20 protein-coding genes are annotated in these 22,201 nt (G+C 64.4%); 12 read left to right on the top strand and 8 right to left on the bottom strand.

Features of this window, described 5'->3' with window-relative positions; genetic code table 11:
• Positions 1–272 precede the first annotated feature (272 nt).
• The 4 genes from GY769_06375 to lepA form a co-directional block, all read right to left on the bottom strand.
• Positions 273–1,268, bottom strand: coding sequence for a threonine/serine dehydratase (locus tag GY769_06375; GenBank protein ID MCP4201546.1), 996 nt, complete (start codon positions 1,266–1,268; stop codon positions 273–275).
• A 22-nt stretch (positions 1,269–1,290) separates the two neighbouring features.
• Positions 1,291–2,424 (bottom strand): radical SAM family heme chaperone HemW, encoded by a 1,134-nt coding sequence (hemW, locus tag GY769_06380; protein ID MCP4201547.1) that lies wholly within the window; start codon positions 2,422–2,424, stop codon positions 1,291–1,293.
• Between the two features lie 74 nt (positions 2,425–2,498).
• Entirely contained in the window at positions 2,499–3,344 is an 846-nt protein-coding gene (locus GY769_06385; GenBank protein MCP4201548.1) for a hypothetical protein, read from the bottom strand.
• Between the two features lie 116 nt (positions 3,345–3,460).
• A complete protein-coding gene (gene lepA / locus GY769_06390; protein MCP4201549.1) occupies positions 3,461–5,260 on the bottom strand; it encodes an elongation factor 4 in 1,800 nt (599 codons plus the stop codon).
• A 310-nt stretch (positions 5,261–5,570) separates the two neighbouring features.
• Between lepA and GY769_06395 the strand changes: the two genes are divergently transcribed.
• The 9 genes from GY769_06395 to GY769_06435 are packed head-to-tail and all read left to right on the top strand — an operon-like array spanning position 5,571 to position 15,944.
• Positions 5,571–8,312: an insulinase family protein gene (locus GY769_06395; protein ID MCP4201550.1), complete on the top strand. Its 2,742-nt coding sequence runs from the start codon at positions 5,571–5,573 to the stop codon at positions 8,310–8,312.
• Positions 8,313–8,323: 11 nt separating this feature from the next.
• On the top strand, positions 8,324–9,808 hold the full coding sequence (locus GY769_06400) for an endonuclease/exonuclease/phosphatase family protein (protein MCP4201551.1): 1,485 nt from the start codon (positions 8,324–8,326) through the stop codon (positions 9,806–9,808).
• A 42-nt stretch (positions 9,809–9,850) separates the two neighbouring features.
• Entirely contained in the window at positions 9,851–10,555 is a 705-nt protein-coding gene (locus GY769_06405) for a carbon monoxide dehydrogenase subunit G (protein ID MCP4201552.1), read from the top strand.
• A 29-nt stretch (positions 10,556–10,584) separates the two neighbouring features.
• Positions 10,585–11,058 carry a (2Fe-2S)-binding protein gene (locus GY769_06410; GenBank protein ID MCP4201553.1) on the top strand — a complete coding sequence of 158 codons (474 nt, stop codon included), beginning with the start codon at positions 10,585–10,587 and terminating at the stop codon, positions 11,056–11,058.
• A complete protein-coding gene (locus GY769_06415) occupies positions 11,055–13,415 on the top strand; it encodes a molybdopterin-dependent oxidoreductase (protein MCP4201554.1) in 2,361 nt (786 codons plus the stop codon). Before GY769_06410 ends, GY769_06415 begins: the two co-directional genes overlap by 4 nt.
• The gene (locus GY769_06420) at positions 13,415–14,275 is read left to right on the top strand and encodes a xanthine dehydrogenase family protein subunit M (protein ID MCP4201555.1); all 861 of its coding nucleotides are present in this window, start codon (positions 13,415–13,417) and stop codon (positions 14,273–14,275) included. The genes GY769_06415 and GY769_06420 overlap by 1 nt, the downstream gene beginning before the upstream one ends.
• A gap of 17 nt (positions 14,276–14,292) precedes the next feature.
• The gene (locus GY769_06425) at positions 14,293–14,604 is read left to right on the top strand and encodes an XdhC family protein (GenBank protein MCP4201556.1); all 312 of its coding nucleotides are present in this window, start codon (positions 14,293–14,295) and stop codon (positions 14,602–14,604) included.
• Between the two features lie 4 nt (positions 14,605–14,608).
• Entirely contained in the window at positions 14,609–15,340 is a 732-nt protein-coding gene (locus GY769_06430) for an XdhC/CoxF family protein (GenBank protein MCP4201557.1), read from the top strand.
• The gene (locus GY769_06435; protein MCP4201558.1) at positions 15,327–15,944 is read left to right on the top strand and encodes a nucleotidyltransferase family protein; all 618 of its coding nucleotides are present in this window, start codon (positions 15,327–15,329) and stop codon (positions 15,942–15,944) included. The genes GY769_06430 and GY769_06435 overlap by 14 nt, the downstream gene beginning before the upstream one ends.
• 488 nt (positions 15,945–16,432) lie before the next feature.
• Here the strand turns inward: GY769_06435 and GY769_06440 are convergent, their stop codons facing one another.
• Genes GY769_06440 through GY769_06450 form a run of 3 tightly spaced genes read right to left on the bottom strand, consistent with a single transcriptional unit; the run spans position 16,433 to position 17,533 of the window.
• Positions 16,433–16,651, bottom strand: coding sequence for a hypothetical protein (locus GY769_06440; protein ID MCP4201559.1), 219 nt, complete (start codon positions 16,649–16,651; stop codon positions 16,433–16,435).
• Positions 16,652–16,696: 45 nt separating this feature from the next.
• Entirely contained in the window at positions 16,697–16,897 is a 201-nt protein-coding gene (locus GY769_06445) for a hypothetical protein (GenBank protein ID MCP4201560.1), read from the bottom strand.
• Positions 16,898–16,918: 21 nt separating this feature from the next.
• Entirely contained in the window at positions 16,919–17,533 is a 615-nt protein-coding gene (locus GY769_06450) for a hypothetical protein (GenBank protein MCP4201561.1), read from the bottom strand.
• Positions 17,534–17,559: 26 nt separating this feature from the next.
• Between GY769_06450 and GY769_06455 the strand changes: the two genes are divergently transcribed.
• From GY769_06455 to GY769_06465, 3 genes are read left to right on the top strand one after another with little or no spacing between them, the layout of a single operon-like run.
• Positions 17,560–18,378, top strand: a complete 819-nt coding sequence (locus GY769_06455) for a 4'-phosphopantetheinyl transferase superfamily protein (protein MCP4201562.1) — start codon at positions 17,560–17,562, stop codon at positions 18,376–18,378.
• Positions 18,375–19,286: a DMT family transporter gene (locus GY769_06460; protein ID MCP4201563.1), complete on the top strand. Its 912-nt coding sequence runs from the start codon at positions 18,375–18,377 to the stop codon at positions 19,284–19,286. Before GY769_06455 ends, GY769_06460 begins: the two co-directional genes overlap by 4 nt.
• 21 nt (positions 19,287–19,307) lie before the next feature.
• Positions 19,308–20,921, top strand: a complete 1,614-nt coding sequence (locus tag GY769_06465) for a hypothetical protein (GenBank protein ID MCP4201564.1) — start codon at positions 19,308–19,310, stop codon at positions 20,919–20,921.
• Here GY769_06465 and GY769_06470 read toward each other — a convergent pair.
• Positions 20,891–22,201, bottom strand: a complete 1,311-nt coding sequence (locus tag GY769_06470; GenBank protein ID MCP4201565.1) for a PQQ-binding-like beta-propeller repeat protein — start codon at positions 22,199–22,201, stop codon at positions 20,891–20,893. The two genes, GY769_06465 and GY769_06470, sit on opposite strands and share 31 nt — an antisense overlap.

The following is a 22,201-nucleotide window of genomic DNA, read 5'->3' on the forward strand; positions in this document are numbered from 1 at the left end:
AGTCGGGAACTTCCTCAGAAGACTGGGCTCGTCACTGAAGAAAACGCTGGCGCCGTTGTTGTTCGCAAAGCCGCTGTCGGCGGCGAGAGCCGCAGCCGGGCTCATCGTTAGCGCCGCAAGCGTCAGAAAGCCCGTCCAAGAGATTCTAGAGTTTTTCGATCGCATCAGAGGCTCCATTTCTGCTCGTTCACTTGCACTCCGAAACACAACCGTAGTCGCGGCAGGTAACCACCGCTGTAAGAAACTCCACACCGGCTCCCGCCGCAGCGGGATCAGCCTCTGGCGACGAGGGAGCAGAAGGTAACGCTGTCTATGTTCGAGCCGCAGGCCAGAATCCCTACCCGTTTCCCCCGCAGCCGGTCTCGCAGAGGGCCGACCAGGGCCGCGGTAGCGGCAGCGCAGGCGGGCTCGACCGCAAGCTTGAGATCGTCGAATAGCAGTCGCATCGCCGCGAGGATCTCGGCATCGTCGATCATGACCAGCTCGTCTACGAATCGTCGGCAGAGCGAGAAGCTATAGGGGCGGGCATGGGGCGCGCCCAGGCTGTCGGCAATGGTCCGAACCTTGTCGATGGCCTGAGGCGAGCCGGCGGCAAAGCTGCGGTGCATGGTATCGGCGCCCTCCGGCTCGACGCCGAAGACCATGCAGTCAGGAGCCATCTGCTTGAAGACGCTCGCAACCCCCGCGATCAGTCCGCCTCCGCCGACCGGCACGATCACGGCGTCGAGGTCCGGCGCCTGCTCGCACCATTCGAGGCCCACGGTCGCGGTCCCGGTGGCGGTCCAGAAGCCCTCGAAAGGATGAATGAACGCGCGGCCTTCTTCGCTCTCGATTCGATGGGTCTCGTCGAGTGCCGCGTGAACATCGGGCGCCAGGACCACCTCGGCCCCGAAGGCGCGGCAGCCCGCCACTCGCGCCGGGTTGGCGTTCTCCGGCATCACCACCTTGGCGGACGTGCCGAGGGCCCGCGCCGCGTAGCCCATGGCCATGGCGTGGTTGCCGGCCGAGACCCCGGTCACGCCACGCTCGAGCGCCTCCGGTTCCAGAGCCATCATGTTGAGCAGCGCACCGCGCGGCTTGAAGGTGCCGGCAAACTGAAAAAGCTCGAGCTTGATCCACACCTCGGTCTCGGCGCCGATCAGGGCTTCGAGAAACCGTCCCTGCCAGCGCCAGACCGGCGTGGTGCGCACGCGGTCGCCGAGTCGAGCGCGCGCTTCGCGGACGGCCTCGATCGACGGCGCTTCGGTCAGGTCATCGACCCCGGTCATCGAGGCCATGCTAGCAAGCCGATCAAAGCTCGATAGAACGAGCCAGGGCGTCGGCGCGGGCCATGCCCCGGAGGGTCGGCACCAGACGCTCGCCTTCAAGGCGGAGGAAACCCTGTTCCATCATTCCGGACAAGACGCCGGCGTTTCTGTCGAGCCACGCGGCAACGTCGACGCCCTCGATCGAGCCGAGATCGACGCCCCCGGGCGTGCGCAGGCCCAGCATTACGGTCTCGAGCCGTCGCTGATCGCGGGACAGTGTTTCGCGCTCGGCTTCCGCACTCCGGCCGGCGGCGATCTCTCGCCGCCAGGCGGTTTCGGAGCGCTGATTCCACCAGCGTTGGCAGCCGTCGAACGAATGCGCCGACGGACCCAATCCGAGATAGGGCGTCCGCTCCCAATACTTGCGATTGTGCAGGCACCGATTCTCCGGCGCACTGGCGAAGTTCGACACCTCGTACGCCGGATACCCCGCGGCGCCAAGGAAATCGTGGGTCGAATAGAAGAGACCGGCCACCGCGTCGCGACTCGGCTCGGTCCAATCTCCCCGTCGGCTGCGGAGGGCAAACGGGGTGCCGGGCTCGATTGTCAACTGATAGCAGGAGAGGTGATCGGGCGCCAGCGCCACCGCCGCTGCGAGGTTCTCCAGCCAGGCCTTGGAGCCGCGGCCCGGAAGACCGTAGATCAGGTCCAGGGACACCGTCAACCCTTCGGCCAGGCCGTACTCCACGGCGCGCCGGGCCTCCCCGGGCGAGTGCCGTCTGCCCAGGAAACCGAGCTCGCCGGCATCGAAGGACTGGACTCCCAGGCTGAGTCGGCCCACGCCGAGGCCCACCCAGCCTCGAACCCGAATCTCGGTCACGTCCTCGGGATTGGCCTCGATCGAAACGGCGGCATCCTCGGCGATCTCGAAGCTCCGCCGGGCCGCCTCCAGAAGTCTTCCGAGCTGCTCCTCGTCGAGGGCCGTGGGTGTACCGCCGCCGAAATACACCGTGTCGAAGGTCTCCCAAGAACCGTGATCCATGGCGATCTCTTTGATCAGCGAACGTGTGAACCGCTCTCGCCTCTCCTCGCCACCGGTGGTGACCGCAAAGTCGCAATAGGGACAGATCGCGGAGCAGAACGGTATGTGGAGGTAGAGGCCCGGGCTCTTCGACATCGCAACCAGAATAGAACAAGAGCGGCCGGCTCCAGGCCGGCCGCTCTCGGGAAACTCTGCCAGAAAAGAGACTCCTACTCTTCCTCTCCCATTCCTTCCTTGTCGTCCGTCATCTCTTCGTCGTCGTCATCCATGCCGGGCATGTAGGAGAGCTCCGGTTCGAAACGCCAGTCGGCGGTCTTGTAGTCGGTGATGCACTCGCGCCACTGATCGAATATCGCCTTGGCCTCCTCGGGCCCATAGGCCTCTGCGAGTATCGCGCCGACCGAAGTCGCCGAGTAATACTCCGCCGCGTCCTTGGCGAGGGTCGCGAACTGATAGGAGCCGTTGCCGAACTGGACCTCCGAGCCACGCACCGCCAGGCCGCCACCGACCTTCTTCCTGGCCTCGGTCACCTTGGCCACCAGCTCTTTGAACTGCTCGGCCATGCCGGGCTTGACGTAGTGCGTCGAGAGATGGACCAAGCCAAACTCGCCTATGCCCCCCTCGGGCGTATAGCTGAATTCCGGCATGTCTTTGGTCAACTCGTGCCGATGCCGGCTGGAACCGCCGCCACCGGCGGAAAGCTCGGCGATCTTCTCGGCGCCGATGGCCTCGACCATTACTTTCTCCCGTTCGGCCTGCATGTCCATGAAGGCATAGTTGGGTACGTCGGTGAGGAAGGCATAGCTGAAATTGGGGCCGGAATAGGTCTGCCATCCCCATTCCTCGCCCATGCCGGCCTCTTTGAATGCCGCCACCCAGTCCTTGGCGTTCTCTTCGTAGGCCGGGGCGTTGGCCGGGCCGACGTCATCGTAGTGGATCATCGTGTATTGCGGCGCCGCCTCCTCGTGGTGCTCGGCAACGACAGTCTGCGGAACTGCCGCGAGAACCAGTACCGTTGCGACCACGGCGAAGACACATCTGGTGTCAGGTTTCATCGAAAGGACCTCCTCCTAATGAAGAAAAACGGCTTTGAAGCCGCTCGGACCGGTGCGGCCCGAGTGAAATATTCTGTTTAATCTACCAGATGAATGCGAGAAACCCGAAGCCCAACCTAGGAGCCGGCGTCGGACTTGAGCACGGCGATAAAGGCGGACTGGGGTATCTCGACCGAGCCGACCACCATCATCTTCTTCTTACCGGCCTTCTGCTTCTCGAGCAGCTTGCGCTTGCGGGTGATATCGCCGCCGTAGCACTTGGCGGTCACGTCCTTGCGATATGCGTTGATGGTCGAGCGCGCGATGATCTTGCCGCCGATGACACCCTGGATCTTGATCTTGAACTGCTGCCGGGGAATGGTGTCGGCAAGCCTCTCGCAATAGTGCAGCGCCCGAGCCCGCGCTTTGTCCCGGTGTACGAGCTGCGACAGGGCGTCGACCGGCTCTTCGTTGACCAGAATGTCGACCTTGACCAGGTCCGTCGGACGGCGATCGAGCACCTCGTAGTCGAACGAGCCGTAGCCCTGGGTGAGGCTCTTCAGGCGATCATAGAAATCGAATAGAACCTCCGCGAGCGGCAGCTCGGAGGTCAGCTCGACCCGGCCGACCGCGAGATAGTTGAAGCTGGTGTGCTCGCCGCGCCGATCGCGGCACAGCTCCATCACGGCCCCGATGTAGCGCTCCGGCATGAGGATCGACGCCTTGATATAGGGCTCATAGGCCTGTTCAATGTTGGTCGGATCGGGGTAAAGCGCGGGGTTGTCGATGCTCACCTCGCCGCCGTCTACGAGCTCCATCCGATATCGAACCGAGGGCGCCGAAAGCAGAAGCGACAGGCCGTACTCGCGCTGCAATCGCTCCTGGACGACCTCGAGATGTAGCAGACCCAGAAATCCGCAGCGAAAGCCGAATCCCAGGGCAACCGACGAGTCCTTCTCATAGGTCAGCGCGGCATCGTTGAGGACCAGCTTGTCGAGGGCCTTGATCAGGTCCGGGTAGTCGTCGCTCGAGAGCGGATACATCGACGAGAAGACCACCGGCTTGGCTTCTTTATAGCCCGGCAACGGCTCCTCGGCAGGCCGCCCGGAGTCGGTGATGGTGTCGCCGATCGCGATCTCACGCACCGCTTTGATACCTGCGATGACATAGCCGACATCGCCGGCTTCGAGGCTCTTGCGTTTGACCCGCTCGAGCTGCAGCAGCCCCACTTCCTCGATCTCGTAGTCCTTGGCGGTGTGCATCAGGCGCGCCTTCTGACCGGCTCGGAGCGTGCCCTGCCTGACTCGCACCAGCAGAACCACGCCGCGGTAAGGATCGTACTGGGCATCGAAAATCAGCGCCTGCAACGGAGCGTCCGCGTCGCCCTTCGGCGCCGGCAGCTTGGTGACGACCGCCTCAAGGACGTCCTCTATGCCCGTGCCCTTCTTCGCCGAACAGAGCACGGCGTCGAACGGATCGAGGCCGAGGTCTTCTTCGATCTCTTCCAGGGCGCCATCGACGTCAGCCGAGGGCAGGTCAATCTTGTTGACCACCGGCACGATCTCGAGGTCGTACTCGAGCGCGAGATAGAGATTGGCCACGGTCTGTGCCTCGACCCCCTGCGCCGCGTCGACCACCAACAACGCGCCCTCGCAAGACATCAGGGATCGGCGCACCTCGTGCGAGAAATCCACATGGCCCGGCGTGTCGATCAGGTTGAGCTGGTACTCGTTGCCATCTTTCGCCTTGTAATTGAGCGTTATGGTGTTGCTCTTGATGGTGATGCCGCGCTCGCGCTCGATGTCCATCGAGTCCAGGATCTGGTCGCGAAACTCGCGATCCTCGACACCACCACAGGTCTGGATCAACCGATCGGCAAGCGTGGACTTGCCGTGGTCGATGTGCGCGATGATGCAGAAGTTGCGGATGTTCTTCACGCTGGGGAGTCTATCGGGATCCTCTCTCGTCAAGCGAAGTGTCGGCGGCGATTCGGCAGCTGATTCGGTCGAGACCCTTCGCTTCGCTCGAGGGCAAGCGGTGATCGACTCCGCTGAGCCTCCGAGGCTTCGAAAACCAGTCGGTAGGGGACACGAAGGAATCGTGTCCCCGATGCCCGAGAACACTCCGGGTCCTCTTGCGTATCAAATCCAGAACCGAGCACAACATGCCCCGCTATACTCGAACCTCTCGGCGTTCGCCGGCTGCGCCGGTTCCCGGCGCCCCTTTCATCCAAAGGAGACTCTCGATATGCGCAGATTACTGGGACTACTGACCGTGGCCGCTCTGAGCTTGAGCGGCACCATGGCGCCTGCGGCCGACTTCGAGATCCCCGACGTGCCCTACGAATCGTTCACTCTCGACAACGGCATGACCGTCATCGTTCACGAGGACCACAAGGCGCCGATCGTGGCGGTCAACATCTGGTACCACGTCGGCTCCAAGAACGAAAAACCCGGCAAGACCGGCTTCGCTCACCTGTTCGAGCATCTGATGTTCAACGGCTCGGAGAACTACAACTTCGACTACTTCAAGATCATGGAGCGCATCGGCGCCACCGAGCTCAACGGCACGACCTGGTTCGATCGAACGAACTACTTCCAGAATGTGCCGACCAACGCCCTCGATCTGACACTCTGGATGGAGTCCGATCGCATGGGACACTTGCTCGGCGCCATAGACCAAGAACGCCTGGACGAGCAGCGCGGCGTGGTTCAGAACGAGAAGCGACAGGGCTTGAACCAGCCCTATGGCGAGGTTCGCGTGCTCATACCGCCCGCGGCCTACCCCGCCGCACACCCCTACTCCTGGTCGACCATCGGTTCGATGGAGGACCTGAAAGCGGCTTCTCTCGAGGACGTCCAGGAGTGGTTCAAGACCTACTACGGCGCCGCCAACGCGGTGCTGGTTCTGGCCGGAGACATCGACGTCGAGACCGCCAAGCAGAAGGCCAGTCTCTACTTCGGTGACATTCCCTCCGGACCTCCGGTTACCAAGCAGGAGGCGTGGATCGCCAAGCGCAGCGCTGATCAGCGCATTGCGCTCCAGGACCGCGTTGCCCAGGCTCGCATCTACAAGCAGTGGAACGTGCCCCAGTGGGGCACGCCAGAAAACGAGCACCTCGGTCTCGTCTCCAGCATCCTGACCGAAGGCAAGAACTCTCGGCTCTTCAAGCGCCTCGTATACGACGACCAGATAGCCACCGACGTCGTCTCCTTCGTCTGGCCTTTCGAGATCTCGGGGCAGTTCCGAATCTACGCCACGGCGCAACCCGGTGGTGACCTGGCGGCTGTGGAGAAGGCCGTCGACGAGGAGATCCGGCGCTTCATCGAAGAGGGGCCGACCGAGGCCGAGCTCGAGCGCGTCAAGACGCAGCAGTTCGCCGAATTCGTTCGCAACATCGAAGGTGTGGGTGGCTTCGGCGGCAAGTCCGACCTCCTTGCTCGGCATCGGGTCTACGGCGGCGACCCCGGGTTCTACAAACAGCGTCTCGAGTGGATGAAGACCGCGACCGTCGGCGACGTGCGCACAGCCGCGGCCGACTGGCTTTCGGCGGGCCAGCTCGCAGTCGAAGTCCATCCGTTCGACGACTACCAGGTCGCCGAGACCGGCGCCGACCGTTCGGCCCTGCCGGACACGGGTGAGGCCCCGGCCGCGGACTTCCCCGACATTCAGCGGACGGCGCTCGACAACGGCCTGGAGATCATTCTGGCCGAGCGCCACGCGGCGCCGCTGGTCGAGTTTCGGCTGCTCGTCGACGCCGGCTATGCCTCGGATCAGCATGCTGTGCCGGGCACCGCCCGCCTCGCCATGGACGTTCTCGACGAAGGCACCGCATCGCGTTCGGCACTGGAGATCTCGGACGAGCTGGCGATGCTCGGAGCCGAGCTCTCGACCTCTTCGAACCTGGATCTCTCGGCCGTGCAGCTCTCGGCGCTCAAAGCAAACCTCGCCGAATCACTCGATCTCTTTGCCGACGTAGTGCTCAACCCGGCCTTTCCCGAGACCGAGTTCGCCCGTCTGAAGCAGCAACAGCTCGCCCGCATCCAGCGCGAGAAGAAGACGCCGATCCAGATGGCCCTGCGCGTGTTTCCTGGGCTTCTCTTCGGCGAGGGTCATGCCTACGCGACGCCGTTCACCGGTTCCGGCACTGAAGAATCGGTGGCCTCGATCTCGCGGACGACCCTGACCGGTTTTCACGGCTCTCTGTTCAAGCCCAACAACGCCACCCTGGTGGTCGTCGGCGACACGACGATGGACGAGATTGTGCCGATGATCGAGAAGCGATTCAAGAAGTGGAAAACTGGCGAAGTCCCGACCAAGGATCTATCCGAGGTTGCGATCAGGAAAGGTCAGTCGATCTATTTGATCGACCGGCCCGGCTCCGAGCAGTCGGTTCTACTGGCCGGGCACCTGGCACCGCCCAAAGCCAATCCCGACGAGGTTGCCATCGAAACCATGAACACCGTTCTGGGTGGCGACTTCACCTCGCGCGTCAACATGAACCTGCGCGAGGACAAAGGATGGTCCTACGGTGCCGGCACTTTCATCCCCGGAGCGCGCGGACAGCGTATCTTTCTCGCTTTCGCGCCGGTGCAAACCGACAAGACCAAGGAATCGATTCAGGAACTGACAAAGGAGCTTGCCGGCCTGATCGGCGACAAACCGGCCACCGAAGAAGAAGTCGCGCGGGCCAAAGACAGCCGCACGCTGACCCTTCCCGGTCAGTGGGAAACGGTCGCCGATGTTGCCGGCTCGCTCTCCGAGCTGGTGCGATTCGGGTATTCCGACGATCATTTCGACAGCTACGCGGGCAAGGTTCGAGGCCTGTCACAGGCGGCTGTGGCCAACGCCGCAAAATCGGTACTGCACCCGGACGACGTGGTGTGGGTAATCGTCGGGGATCGTTCGGAGATCGAGGACGGCATTCGTGAGCTCGGCATCGCGCAGATCGAGCTGCTCGACGCGGACGGCAATCGAATCGGGGAGTAGGCAGGAGCGAGATGAGGCTAGTCCCTATCCTGGCCGCCGCCGGAATGGCGATCTTCGTGAGCGTCCCGGCCTGGCCCAAGGCCATCGAGGCGGTCCCTGACGGCATCTTCGACGAATGGGACGGCGCCAAGCTCGCCAAGAACGATCCATCGGGAGATGGCGCGGCCAGCGGGCTGGACCTCGGCCGGCTCTGGGTCGGCGATGACGGCGAAGCGCTTTACCTCAGGCTCGAGGTCGGTCGCGAGACCATTCTCCAGAACCCGCCCTCGGGCGACATCGGCAACGATCTGCGCCTCTATCTCGATCTCGACCGGAAGAAGTCGACCGGGTTTCCTGTCGAAAACCTGGGGGCCGACCTCGAGATCCGCTTCGGGCTTCGCTCGGTGCTTCGCTACGACGGAGCCGGGAATCAGGAGAGCGTGGCACCCGGGACCGGTGTCGTGATGGGTCTTCCCACCCATTCCTCGGACGAGTTCGAGATCCGCGTCGAGCTGCCCGAGAGTCTCAGGCCCGGAAGCGCGCGCGCACCCAAGGCGAAGCGCAAGCGAATCAAACTGGTCTTGCGCGACGTCGCGGGAGGCGACCGGTTGCCCAATGGGGGCGCAGTCAAATACAAACTCGTCAAGAACGCGGTGGCGCCTCCCGAGGCGATCGATTTCGGGCGGGCTCCGGCAAGTGGAGTCGTCCGGATCCTGAGCATGAACGTCGAGGCATCGACGCCGGCCATCAGGCCGGACGTCTACCGCCGGCTGCTCGAAGCGGTCCAACCGGACATCGTGGCCTTTCAAGAGTTGACTACCTGGAACGCCGAACAGGCTCGCGACTTCGTCGAAAGCGTGCTCTCCCCCGAGGGTGATATCGCTTGGCATGCCCGACAGCAGTTCGACTGCGTCACCGTGAGCAAATTCCCGATCCTGAATTGGGCACCGATCGACGACAACCTGTTGACTCACATCGACCTGCCCCAAGAAAGAGACCTTGTGCTCTTCAACATGCATCCGCCCTGCTGCGATAACGAGGACGGTCGGGACGCGGAGTTCGACAACCTCGCGGCGGCCTGGCGCGACCTCCTGCAGGGTAGTTTCTCGTTCGCCATCGGTGACGGGGACGCGGCCGTTTTCGCCGGTGATTACAACCTGGTCGGCTTTCGCCGTCAGCTCGAGAGCATCCGCGATGGGGTCTTCGTCGGTTCCTCCAAGGGTGCCGACTTCGCGCCCGGCCGCGGCGAGGGGTCGCTCCTCGACCCGCCGCTTCGCCACACCCACCGACGCATGGCCTATACCTGGAGACAAGCCGGTTCGAGCTTCGCGCCCGGGCGCCTCGATCTCGTTATCTTCACCGGCGACGCCCTGACGCTGGAGAAGGGGTTCGTCGTGGACACCGGCTCGATGCCGAGCAAGGCGCGCAAGAAGCTCGGCCTCAACCGCCGGGATTCGGAACTGGCTTCCGACCACCTCGGCCTGGTGACCGACTTTTCGGTCCGCGATATGGACTGATTTCCGCGCCCGCGCCCGCGGCTGTAAAATACCCGACAAGTCGTGAAGATCCAAGGCGAGTACTCATTTCAGGTGCCGCGAGAGAAGGTCTGGGAGGCCGTTCTCGATCCCAAGGTACTCTCGTCCAGCCTGCCCGGGTTTCAGAGACTCGACACCATCGGTGAGAACGAGTACGAAGGGGCTCTCGAGATCAAGGTCGGACCGGTACAGGGCGACTTTCAAGGGACCTTGAAGCTCAGCGATCTCCAGCGCCCATCCAGCTACCGCTTCAGCCTCAACGGCATGGGGGCCGCCGGCTTCGTCGACGGCGACGGTCTCCTGGTGCTCGAAGAATCCGGCGGCGGCACAAAGCTCCACTACGATCTGGACGCCAGGGTCGGGGGCCGGATCGCGGGAGTCGGCCAGCGTCTCCTCCACAGCTCGGCGAAGGTCATGGCGCGCCAGACCTTGGAAGGCATCGAGCGCCAGTTCCCGCAGCCGGCACAGGTCAAAGTCGTGACCAAACAGGACGCCGCTTCGGCGGCGCCCGAGGAACCGACTGCTGGAGAGACGACCGGTTCCGCGCCGGCCCGGGAGGCCGCCCCGGCCGCACCCGCGCCCCCGAGCCAGGCCAAGTTCGCCTATACCTTCGCCAAGGGGCTCATGGGCGAGCTGATTCCGCCGTCCGCACGACCCTGGGCCATCAGTATCGCGGTGGTCGCTTATACAATCGTCGTCATTCTGCTCACACGAGCTTGCAGCGGTTAGGCCCCTCGGGCCCGAAAGGAGATCTGCCCATGGGGGTCAACATCTCGGTTGAGATCAACGGCACGCTTTACGAAAGACAAGTCGACGCTCGCACTCTGTTGGTGCATTTCCTGCGCGAGGAGCTGAGCCTTACCGGTACCAATGTCGGCTGTGAGACCAGCCTGTGCGGCGCCTGCACGGTCCACATGGACGGGCTGGCGGTCAAATCCTGTACGCAGCTGGCGGTTCAGGCAGACGGCGCCAAGATCACGACCATCGAGGGACTGGCCGAGAACGGCAACCTCCACCCAATGCAACAGGCATTCTGGGACGAGCACGGCCTGCAGTGCGGCTACTGCACGCCGGGGATGATCATGGCCGCAACCAAACTGGTCGAAAACAACCCGCAAGCGAGCGAGCGCGATATCCGCGAGGGTCTCAAGGGCAACCTGTGCCGCTGTACGGGATATCAGAACATCGTCAAGGCGGTGGCTGCCGCGGCCAAGGCCGGGGGCGCATCATGAGCGTGCTCGGAACCTCGATCAAGCGACGCGAGGATCCCGCCCTGATCACCGGCAAGGGCAAGTACACCGACGACTTCTCGATACCGGGAACGCTCCATGCCGTGATCGTGCGCAGCCCCTTCGGCCACGCCAGAGTCAATCGGACCGATACCTCGGCTGCTGCGCAAGCAGTGGGCGTTGTGGCAATCTACACCGCCGCGGAACTCGAGGCCAGCGGCACGCCGGGAGTCATACCGACCGCCTGGCTGCTCCCCGATCTCAAGACCCCGGTCCACACGCTGTTTGCCACCGATCGGGTGCGCTACGTCGGCCACCCCGTGGCGGTTGTCGTCGCCGAGAGTGCGCCGGCCGGCCACGACGCCGCCGGCCTGATCGAAGTCGACTACGAACCGCTACCGGCGGTGGTCGACCCGAAGGCCGCGGCGGCCGATGGAGCACCCCTGCTCTACGACGAGGCCCCCAGCAACGTCGCCTTCGACTGGGAAGTGGGCGACAAGGAAGCCACGGATGCGGCGTTCGCGGCAGCGGCCACGACCGCGACCGTGACGCTGCGCAACAACCGCACGCTGCCCCACGCCATCGAGCCGCGGGCGGCCCTGGCCCAGTGGGACGCCGAGAACGGCAAGCTCACCCTGACCATGACATCCCAGAATCCCCACGTGCATCGGCTGCTTATGACCATCGCCTCCCTCGGCCTTCCCGAGCACAAGATCCGGGTCATCGCTCCCGAGGTCGGTGGCGGCTTCGGCTCCAAGATCCACCACTACGCCGACGAGGCAATCACCGCCTGGTGCGCCATGCAGACCGGGCGGCCCGTCAAATGGACGGCAACGCGGTCCGAGACCAACATGACCGACGCTCATGGCCGTGACCACTGGTCGACCGCCGGAATCGCGATCGACTCCGACGGCAAGATCGTTGGCCTTCGCATCGATACCCACGCCGCGATGGGAGCGTACCTCTCGACTTTTGCGCCGGCGGTGCCGACCTATCTCTATGGAACTCTTTTCTCCGGCCAGTACGACATCCCGGCGATTCACGTTCACGTTCTCGGTACCTTCACCAACACGGCACCGGTCGATGCGGTTCGCGGTGCCGGGCGGCCGGAGGCGACCTATGCCGTCGAGCGGCTGATGGATGCCGGCGCGGCGGCGGTCGGGCTCGACCCGGCCGAATTCCGCCGCCGGAACTTCATCCAGCCGGATGCCTTCCCGTACCAGACCCAGGTCGCGCTGGCGTACGACAGCGGTGACTATCCACAGGCCCTGGAGAAGGCCCTCGAGGCGGCGGGCTACGATGACCTGCGGGCAGAACAAGCCAAGCGGCTTGACGACCAGAGCGGTAAAGCAAAGATCCTCGGCGTCGGGCTTTCGTCCTACATCGAGGCCTGCGGCATCGCGCCCTCGGCGGTGGTGGGCTCGCTCGGCGCCCAGGCGGGATTGTGGGAAAGCGCCAAGGTCAGGGTGCATCCCTCGGGCAGCGTTACCGTCTACACCGGCTCGTGCGCCCACGGGCAGGGGCACGCGACCACCTTCTCGCAGATCGTCGCCGATCGGCTCGGAATCGACGTCGACCAGATCGACGTGATCCACGGCGACACCGAAGAGGTGCAGTTCGGCATGGGCACCTATGGCTCGCGCTCGGCGGCGGTCGGTGGCTCCGCGATCGTCAAATCGCTGGACAAGGTCATCGCCAAGGGCAAGAGAATCGCCGCCCACCTTCTCGAGGCCTCGCCGGACGACATCGAGTTCGAGGGCGGTGAGTTCAAGGTCAAGGGCTCGCCCGGGCACTCCAAGGCATGGGGGGACGTCGTGCTCAACGCCTATCTCGCCCACAACCTGCCCGAAGACATCGAGCCGGGACTCGAGGAAACCAGCTTCTACGACCCGGCCAACTTCACCTATCCCTTTGGAACACACATCGCGGTGGTCGAGATCGACCGGGAAACCGGCGAGATCGACCTCCTGCGTTATATCGGCGTCGACGACTGCGGCAACCAGATCAACCCGATGATCGTCGAAGGTCAGGTCCACGGCGGCATTGCCCACGGTCTGGGCCAGGCGCTCTGGGAAGAAGCCGCTTACGACGAGTCGGGGCAACTGGTTTCCGGAACGCTTCTCGACTACGCCCTGCCGCGGGCCCATCACCTGGTCCCCTACGAGCTCGATTACACGGTGACGCCGTGCCCGCACAACCCGCTGGGCGTCAAGGGCATCGGCGAGGCCGGCGCCATCGCGGCTCCGGCGGCGGTGGCGAACGCCGTCGGTGACGCGCTCAGAAGCGTCGGCGCCGCACCTATCGACATGCCGTTCACCCCGGAGAAGATCTGGAGAACCCTCCAGGGAGGGGGCGCCTGATGTACCCAGCAGAGTTTCAATACCACCGCGCGTCGTCCGCACAGGAAGCTCTCGACCTGCTCGATCAGAACCCCGGGGCCAAGTTTCTGGCCGGAGGCCACAGCCTGATTCCGATGATGAAGCTGCGCCTGGCGCAGCCGGGCGTCTTGATCGACATCGGACGCCTCGACGAGTTCAAGGGCGTGACCCTGAACGGCGACTCGCTCTCTATCGGCTCGCTCACCACGCACGCGGAGATCGCCGGCTCCGCGGAAGTCCGTTCGGGCTGTCCGATTCTCGCGGAAGCCGCCTCCAAGATCGCCGACCCACAGGTTCGCAACAAGGGCACCATAGGCGGCAACATCGCGCACGCCGACCCGGCGTCCGACCTTCCGGCCGTGCTGGTCGCGCTCGGAGCCAAGATTCATTTGCGCAGTCAGGGCGGCGATCGGTCGGTCGCGGCCGCGGACTTCTTCGTCGATCTGCTCACCACCAGCATGGCCGAGAACGAGATCGTGACCGAGATCGAGGTGCCCAGGCTGGGTGAGGGCACCGGCTCAGCCTATCTCAAGGTCGAGCACCCCGCCTCCGGCTACGCGGTCTGCGGGGCTGCCGCCGTCATGACCGTCGAAGGCGATGCCTGTACTTCGGCGAGCCTGGTATTCAACGGCGTCACCGCCACGCCGCTTGCGGCTCTGGACGTTGCCCGAGCCCTGGTCGCTGCCGGAGTCGGTGACGACGCCATCGAGGCGGCCGTCGATTCGCGGTTGTCGGTGCCTCAGCCGTTGAGCGATCTTCACGCCTCGGGCGAGTACCGAACGGCCCTGGCGACCGCCTACGGTAAGCGGGCGCTCAAGAGAGCGCGCGATCGGGCGAGCTGAGGCGCCGCAGGTCGACGATGCGCGACATCCTTCCTGACCTCCGGACCTGGCAGAGCCAGGGCAAGTCGGTCGCGCTGGCCACGGTGGTCAAGGCCTGGGGGTCGTCGCCGCGCCCTTTGGGCTCCAAGATGGCGGTGTCGGCGGACGGTGAGATGGCGGGCTCGGTTTCCGGCGGCTGCGTCGAAGGGGCGGTCGTCGCGCAGGCCCTCGCCGTGATCGCGTCGGGCGAGCCGGCACTGGTCGAGTACGGTGTGTCCGACGACCTGGCCTGGAGCGTGGGGCTCTCCTGCGGTGGCACCCTCGAGGTCTTTATCGAACGGATCGGTTAGGGCCTTGAAGCAAACCATCCTCGAAGAACTAGAGCGGCGGCTCGACGCCCATCAGACGGTGGCGGCTGTCACCGTTCTCGCCGGCCCGCTCGACGGTCAGGCTCTTCTCGACCGGAACGGTACGGTGATCGCGGGCGGCTTCGAATCGGAGGATCTTGCGGCGACGGTGGCGACCTCGGCTTCGAGCTACCTGGCCGAGATGCGTTCCGGCCGCGAGTCGATCTCGATCGACGGCGAGGTTCACGATGTCTTTTTCGAGGTCTACCCGCCGCCACCGCAGATCCTCGTGATCGGCGCGGTTCATGTCGCGATTCACCTAGTCGCGTTCGGCAAACGGCTCGGCTACCGCACGGTGGTGATCGATCCGCGAACCGCCTTCGCGACTCGCGAGCGCTTCGCTGCAGCCGACGAGCTTCTGATCGACTGGCCGGCCGAAGCACTCGCGAAGATCTCGATAACCGACAACACCTACTTCGCTCTCCTGGCGCACGATCTCAAGATCGATTTGCCGGCGATCGAGGTCGCCCTGCGGAGCCCGGCCCGCTACATAGGCGCTCTGGGCTCGAAGAAAACCCACGCGAAAAGGGTGGCGGCACTGGCAGAGGCAGGCTTCTCGACCAGCGACATCGCTCGGATCCGCAACCCGATCGGCCTCGATCTCGGAGGTCGCAAGGCCGAGGAGATCGCGCTTTCGATCATCGCCGAGATGAGCGCGGTCCGCCATGGCCGCGGCTGACACCGATGCCACCCCCCGGGTGACCGGCATCTTGCTGGCCGCCGGACGCTCGAGCCGCTTCGGCGGTCCTGTGCCCAAGCAGCTTCACCAGATCGGCGGCCAGAGCCTGGTCCATCGGACGGCTCGCGCCGCGCTGGCTTCCAAGCTCCACCAGATCCTGGTTGTCAGCGGCCACTCCGCAGCCGAAGTCGGAGCGGTCCTCGCGGGTCTCGCGGTCGAGGTGGTTCACAATCCGGCTTTCGCCGACGGCCAGTCCACCTCGGTCAAGGCTGGACTCTGCCGAGTCGAGCCCGAAGCCAAGGCGGCGATGTTCATTCCGTGCGACCTTCCCCATCTCGACGCCGGAGTCATCGACCGTCTGCCCGAGGCCTACGGCGCCTCCGCCGCGGCCATCGTGGTTCCCACTTGTGGGGGCAAGCGCCGTGCGCCGGTGCTGATCGATCGGAGCCTGTTCGCCGAGATCCAAGGCATCCGCGGCGACCGTGGGGCACGGCAGCTGTTTCCGGACTACGAAGACGACCTCCTCGAGGTGGAGTTTGAATCTTCGGCGCCGTTCGAGGATCTGGATCAAATCGAGAACTCCGAGCGCCAAGACCGAGACTGATTCGGCCCGCGTGTCGGAAGCCTCTGGGCCGCGCTTCGGCGCCGATCGACAGTGCATCCAGCCCGGGGCCGCCTCGGGCTTCTCAGCCTGCCGATGCCAGGCCCTCGCCTGCGCGCCGCTACGCGCAAACCGTCAGAGACCTCCGACTCGATCTCCGGTGCGCTTGCGGCGAGCCCCCTGGCCGGCTGCCTGCCGAATCGGCTGGCCTCAGCGCGTCCGCGGCACATCTTCGAGCAAGAAGCGGTGTCGGCCTTGCCGACGCGAAGCCGTTTGAGGCGGTGCGAGCATCCAGCGTGGCGAATTGAGGGGGAGGCGAGGAGCAGCGATTTGCCCGCACCGCAGCGGGTCGCTCGGCAACACGGCTCCTATTAGTAGGCCGCAGCGAGGAGACGCGCAAATCGCCCGAGACGACCCCTCCAAGAGCCCGCTGGATCGCACAAACCGAAAGGCTCGAGCGGTGGCAAGGCCGACACCGCTTCCGCTCCCCGCTACACGAACTCGAGCTCGGTCTCGATCTCCACGCAGTCCTTGAGGGTTCTCGCCACCGGGCAGAAGTCGGCGTGAAACTCGAGCACACGCGTGGCGGCGGCGCGGTGCTCTTCGCCCAGCTTCAGGTGATAGGTGACGTCAATGCGGCGGATCACCAGAACCTTGCCATTCTTGGCCACCGTTCCCCGGACCTCCGAGACCAGGTCGCCCTCCTCCAATCGCGGGCCGCGCGCTTCCAGCGCTCCGGCAAAGGTACCGGTCAGTCAGCCGCCGGCGGCGGCCACGACATAGTCGAGCGTGGTCGCAGTCGCGGGAAAGTCCTCGGGCCCGACGCCGTAGTGCGCCGCGATCTCCGAATGAACGCCGAACATCACCGGCTCATCTTCGGCCGGCAGGAAAGCGCGACGAAGCGGCCCACGGATGCGCTCGATGCGGACCCTCGAAGTATAGACGTCGTCACTCATTCGGATTCTCCCTCCGGCTCTTCATTCTGGATTCTGGAAGCATTCGACCGCACTCTCGTAGAGCTCGCCCAGGGCTCGGCCATCGATGAAAGCATGATTGATCTGGATGCCGACCGGCACCCAGAGCTCGCCGCGCTCTTCGTAGGGCTTGCCGAATGCAACTCGCGGTGCCGCATCGGTGGGATCGTCGGTGGCATGGGTAAACGTCCGAAACGGAACTCCCGGGATCGCGGTAAAGAAGATGTAATTGTCAGAGTCTTCCTTGGTCAGGTTCGGCGGTTGATCCGGATCCGGAAGCACGGCTTCGGCGTTGAAGCGCTCGACGTCGGGCGTGTACTCGAGGTGGGCGAAGCCGAATAGACCACCGGCCGCCGGCACCGTGATCCCCGGGTGAATCGAGTCGTAGAGGACGATGTCGCCGTCCTTGAGACGATAGCGGAAGTCCTCGAGCGGCTGCATGGCCCGGGTGAAGAAGTAGCAGAGGTTGAGGTAGGTTTTGAAGCCGCGCTCATCCAAAAAGGCCTTGAGACGGCTAAACTCCAGCGCGAAGGAAACCGAGTAGAACGGATTCCGGTAACCCCGGAAGAACTCGAAGATTTCCCTCCGGTAGTAGTTTTCTACGACGCCATACCCCACGAACAACAGCCAGTCAGGAAGAAACCTTGATCCGAAACAGTATAGGCGAATGTCCCGACGAGTTGCGCGCGCGGCTCTCGAGCCAAGCCCATCTCTGGATCTCCGAACTGGACGTCTGGACCCGGGAAGCGACCAACGCGCTGCTGACTCCCGAAGAGCTGGCCCGAGCGCAAACCCTAAGGCATCCCGCCGCGCAACAAAACTATCTAGCCGGTCGTGCCCTCGTCCGAGCCGTGCTTTCCCACTACGCCGAGCTCGAACCGTCCGCCTGGACCTTCAGCGCCGGCCGCTTCGGCCGCCCCGAGCTCACCGGCCCGGAACCGGTTCCGAGACTGCGCTTCAACCTCACCCACACTCGCGGGCTGGCGGCATGTATCGTCACCGCGACCGCCGACTGCGGTGTGGACGTCGAAGAAATCGAGCGCCCTCTCAGGCCCCTTCGAATCGCCGAACACAGCTTCGCGCCCGACGAGTTTCAGGATCTGGCTCAACGGTCCGGCACCGAGTTGCGTGAACGATTTTTCTCGTACTGGACCCTCAAAGAGGCCTACTACAAAGCGCGCGGATCCGGCATTCCGTTTCGGCTGTTCGGCGCCCGTTTCGCCTTCTCCGGTGAGGTCGGACTGGCCTTCAGGCCCGCCGCGGACGAGCAGACCTCTGCCGGGGCCTGGCAATTCGAGCTCTTTCGCCCCACGGAAGACCACATCCTGGCCGTCGCGCTGGAGCCCGGCACCGAACGCCCTCTCGAGATCATGAGCTTCGGCAACTCGAACGACGGCCCTGCGACGGTCTTCGGCCGACTCGACCTGCTCGCGGTGCGCGCGACGGGGGCGGTCACGGTATGAGCCCGCGGCGACTGGGCGCTCTTGCCATCTGCGCGGCCGCGGCTCTGTGGGGGCTCGACGGCGTCGTCCTGACGCCCCGGCTCTACAACCTGCCCGTGCTTCTGGTTGTTTTTCTGTTGCACGCGGTGCCGTTTCTGCTCATGCAACCGGTGCTGGCCAAATCGTACCTGCGGCTCCGTCGCCTGGACGGGGGTCAATGGGTCACTCTCGTCGCGGTGGCGGTGACCGGGGGGGTGCTCGGAACCCTGGCGATCGTACGGGCGCTTTTTCTTGTCGACTTCAACCAGCTCAGCGTCGTGGTCCTGCTGCAGAAGTTTCAGCCAGTCTTCGCCGTCGGCCTCGCGGCAATCCTGCTGCGGGAAAGGCTGACCAGAGGATTTCTGGCCGGGGCCGCCCTCGCCGTTCTCGGCGGTTACCTGTTGACTTTCGGCTGGCGCCTGCCGGACTTCTCGTCGGGTGCACGAACCACCGAAGCCGCGGGAACGGCGCTGCTGGCCGCGGCGTCGTTCGGCGCGGCAACGGTGTTCGGAAAGAAGCTCCTGGCTTCGCTTGATTTCGGCGATGCCACGTTCGCCCGCTACGGGCTTACCACGGCCCTCACCGCGGTGCTGCTCGTGGTTACCGGCACGGGCTTCCCCTTCGGCGGGGTCACTCCCGGAAACTGGATGACGATCTCCATCATCGCGGTCACGACCGGAAGCGGTGCGATCTTCCTCTTCTACTTCGGCCTTCAGCGAGTGCCTGCTCGAATCGCCGCGGTCTGCGAGCTGTGTTTGCCACTCTCCGCCGTTACGTTCGATTACTTCGTCAACGGTTCCGTGCTTTCTCCCATCCAGGTGGGCGGTGCGTTGCTGATGATCGGTTCGATCACCAGAGTCTCCTCGCTCGAAGAACAGCCCCATTCCTGAGTCACTCCCCGTTTTCCCGAAGTGACCAAGACCGAGATACCCGACAGGACATGGCGCTGGGCACTGATCGGCCTGGGGCTGGCGGCATTCGGGCTGTGCGCCACGATCGGGGTCGTAAGGGGCTGGCCCGAGCCCGACGTTCCGGACGAGCTCTGCTACCTCCTTCAGGGCGAGACTTTCTCGAAGTTTCACCTGGCCATGCCTCACCACCCCCTCTGGAAGCACTTTCAGTCGTTCTTCCTGATCCACGATCCCGTCTACGCCTCGAAGTATCCGCCCGGGCAGGGAGTGGCTCTCGCGATCGGCTTTGTACTGGGGCACCCAGCCATCGGCCTCTGGCTGAGCATCGGCGCGTTGGGTCTGTCGATGGCCTGGATGCTGGCCGCCTTCGTGCCGAGGCGATGGGCGCTGTTCGGAGGTTGCCTGGTGCTCTTGGGGTTCGGCTTCGGACACGAATGGGCGCAAACCTACTGGGGTGGCGCGGTGGCCGGCATCGGCGGCGCGCTGCTCTTCGGGGGCTTCAAGCGCTTCGTCGACGCCTGGCGGCCCATGGACGGTGCCTGGATGGGCCTGGGCCTGGCCGTGCTGGCCAACTCGCGGCCCTACGAGGGGCTGGTCGTCGCGATCGTTCCGCTTCTGGTCCTGGCCACATTCTTTCTGCTCCGACTCGCGAAGGAGCCGAAGGGACCGGTGCTGCGCTCGATGGTCCCGTTGCTCGGGACCCTGCTGGCACTGACGGCATGGACAGGCGTCTATAACGCGCGCCTGACCGGAGACCCGATGATGATGCCTTACTCCAAGCACCACGCCGAGTACCCCACCATGTCGCTGTTCGCCTGGCAGAAGCTACCCAAGTGGAAACACAAGGAAATCTGGGTCTGGAACAGCTATCGCAAGGATGTGGCTCGAGGTCACTTCGCGAAGAAGAACCCTCCCGGCTTCGACCACCGGCGGGTCGCGCGCAACTGGCGCTACGCCAGGGCCTCGGTCTTGCCCAACTTTCTCCTGGGAGGCCTGCTGCTCGCGCCGTTCGCCTTTCGGAGACTGGCCGGCCCGGTGGCCGGCTTCACCCTGTTACTCCTGTTGGGGGCTCACCTCGTGGCGGTACCCTATCTCCCCCACTACTCCGCTCCTGGCCTGGCGGCGCTGGTTCTGCTTGTAGTCGCCGGTCTTTTCGAGCTGACACGGCTCGGGCGCCTACGCTACCTGAGCTACCTGGGCGTGCTCCTGGTTTCGCTCTCGGCAGCTCACTCCGCCTACTCTTCGGCCGTTACGGAACGCGAGCCGTCCTACCTGCGCCGGATGCGACCGCGAGTTCTCGAACGGATTCTGGAACAGCCAGGCCGGCACGTGGTCCTGGTTCGCTACCACCATCGCCACAACCCTCATCTGGAATGGGTATACAACGGCGCCGAAATCGACTCTCAGGCGGTCATCTGGGCGCACGATCTCGGCGACGACTCAAACCGGCAGCTGCTCGAGTACTACTCGGACCGCACGATCTGGAGGCTCGAGGTCGGTGCTGTTCCCGAGTTCACCGAGGAGCCGTCGTTGGAGAAGCTGCGTGAAGCGGACTCGGGCTCCGCCGGCACCAAGGCGACAACTCAGGAAGGCGTCATAGCCGCGCCGGGCTGACCTCCCTCGACGCAGTAGAGGTGCCCACTCGTCCGAACGATCAAGCACCCGTCGGCGATCGCGGGCGAGGCCACGACCTCTCCTTCGGGCAGCTGGCCATGGCCCAGCAGCTCGAAGCTGTTGGTCGCCGAAAACACAGACACGCCTCCCGCCAGGTTGATCGCATAGATCTTGCCGTCACCGGCGACCGGAGATGCGTGGTAGGGACCCTGCGGGAGGCGTGTTCGCCAGAGCCTGTTGCCGGTCTCCGGGTTGTAGCAGCCGACGAAGCCTTTCTCGTGAACCGTGAAGAAGAGCCCGTTGTAGAGAAGTGGCGACGCCGTCGCCGGCACCATTTTGTTGTCTTTCCAGAGCGCCTTCACCCGTCGCTTGTCATTCTTGAACAACAGGCGCCAGCAACCCATCTCACGCACGTTGTGTGCCCCGGTTGCCGCACAGAGCAGATCTCCTTCCGCCACGGGGCTCGCCACCGGCTGGTTGACGGTCTGGTCCCTCTGCCAGATTCGTTCACCGGTCTTCGCACTATAGGAGATGATCTTGCGGGCGTGAGCCACCACGATCTCGGTCTCGCCGGCGAAGTCGACCTTGATCGGCGTCGTGTAGGAACAACACGAGTTGTCCCACTGGGTGATCCACCGCCGTTCACCGTCTTTCTTGTCGAATGCCGCAATCCAGCCGGCGCCGTCCTCCCACAGCTCGAGATCCTGGAAGACGATGACGTCGTCCTCGGTCAGGACGAGAGATGAGCCGGTGCCGTAGCGGGAGTGTTCGAGGTAATCGGCGTCGATCTCCCGAAGCCAGAGCACCTTGCCGCTCAGATCCACCGCCGCCAGATGAGAGCCCAGGTAGACGTATACCGCTCTGCCGTCGGTCGCCGGCGTGGCGGCTGCGGCACGATTCAGCCGGTGGAGCTTCTCTTCCGGACGTTGGAGGATCTCCGCCTTCCAACGAATCTCGCCGCTGTCGAGCTCGAGGGCCAGCAAAGACAGCTGGCGCTCGCTCCCTTCGCCCTCGTCCGCCGTGAGGTAGACGGTACCGGGACCGACAATCGGTGACGAAATACCCTGACCCGGCAGCTCCGTGGCCCACCGAATTCCGTCATCTTCGGTCCAGGAGACCGGCAGGTCGGTCTCGTTCGAAATCCCGCGCCCCTCGACGCCTCGCCACTGCGGCCAGGGACCCGCTTCTCGATCGGGCTCGGCGCAAGCCAAAGCCGTCGCCAGAAGCAGCACCGATCCCAGGGCTTTCCCTCGCTCCGAATGTCTGCATGCAAATCTCAT

Source organism: bacterium (genome assembly GCA_024224155.1).
Classification (GTDB): Bacteria; Acidobacteriota; Thermoanaerobaculia; order Multivoradales; family JAHEKO01; genus CALZIK01.

Coding starts and splice junctions, on each gene's coding strand:
- GY769_06420 (MCP4201555.1), top strand. CDS start 13,415: ATGTACCCAGCAGAGTTTCAATACCACCGCGCGTCGTCCGCACAGGAA.
- GY769_06375 (MCP4201546.1), bottom strand. CDS start 1,268: ATGACCGGGGTCGATGACCTGACCGAAGCGCCGTCGATCGAGGCCGTC.
- GY769_06410 (MCP4201553.1), top strand. CDS start 10,585: ATGGGGGTCAACATCTCGGTTGAGATCAACGGCACGCTTTACGAAAGA.
- GY769_06415 (MCP4201554.1), top strand. CDS start 11,055: ATGAGCGTGCTCGGAACCTCGATCAAGCGACGCGAGGATCCCGCCCTG.
- GY769_06445 (MCP4201560.1), bottom strand. CDS start 16,897: ATGAGTGACGACGTCTATACTTCGAGGGTCCGCATCGAGCGCATCCGT.
- GY769_06435 (MCP4201558.1), top strand. CDS start 15,327: ATGGCCGCGGCTGACACCGATGCCACCCCCCGGGTGACCGGCATCTTG.
- GY769_06460 (MCP4201563.1), top strand. CDS start 18,375: ATGAGCCCGCGGCGACTGGGCGCTCTTGCCATCTGCGCGGCCGCGGCT.
- hemW (MCP4201547.1), bottom strand. CDS start 2,424: ATGTCGAAGAGCCCGGGCCTCTACCTCCACATACCGTTCTGCTCCGCG.
- GY769_06400 (MCP4201551.1), top strand. CDS start 8,324: ATGAGGCTAGTCCCTATCCTGGCCGCCGCCGGAATGGCGATCTTCGTG.
- GY769_06395 (MCP4201550.1), top strand. CDS start 5,571: ATGCGCAGATTACTGGGACTACTGACCGTGGCCGCTCTGAGCTTGAGC.
- GY769_06385 (MCP4201548.1), bottom strand. CDS start 3,344: ATGAAACCTGACACCAGATGTGTCTTCGCCGTGGTCGCAACGGTACTG.
- GY769_06470 (MCP4201565.1), bottom strand. CDS start 22,201: ATGAGATTTGCATGCAGACATTCGGAGCGAGGGAAAGCCCTGGGATCG.
- GY769_06425 (MCP4201556.1), top strand. CDS start 14,293: ATGCGCGACATCCTTCCTGACCTCCGGACCTGGCAGAGCCAGGGCAAG.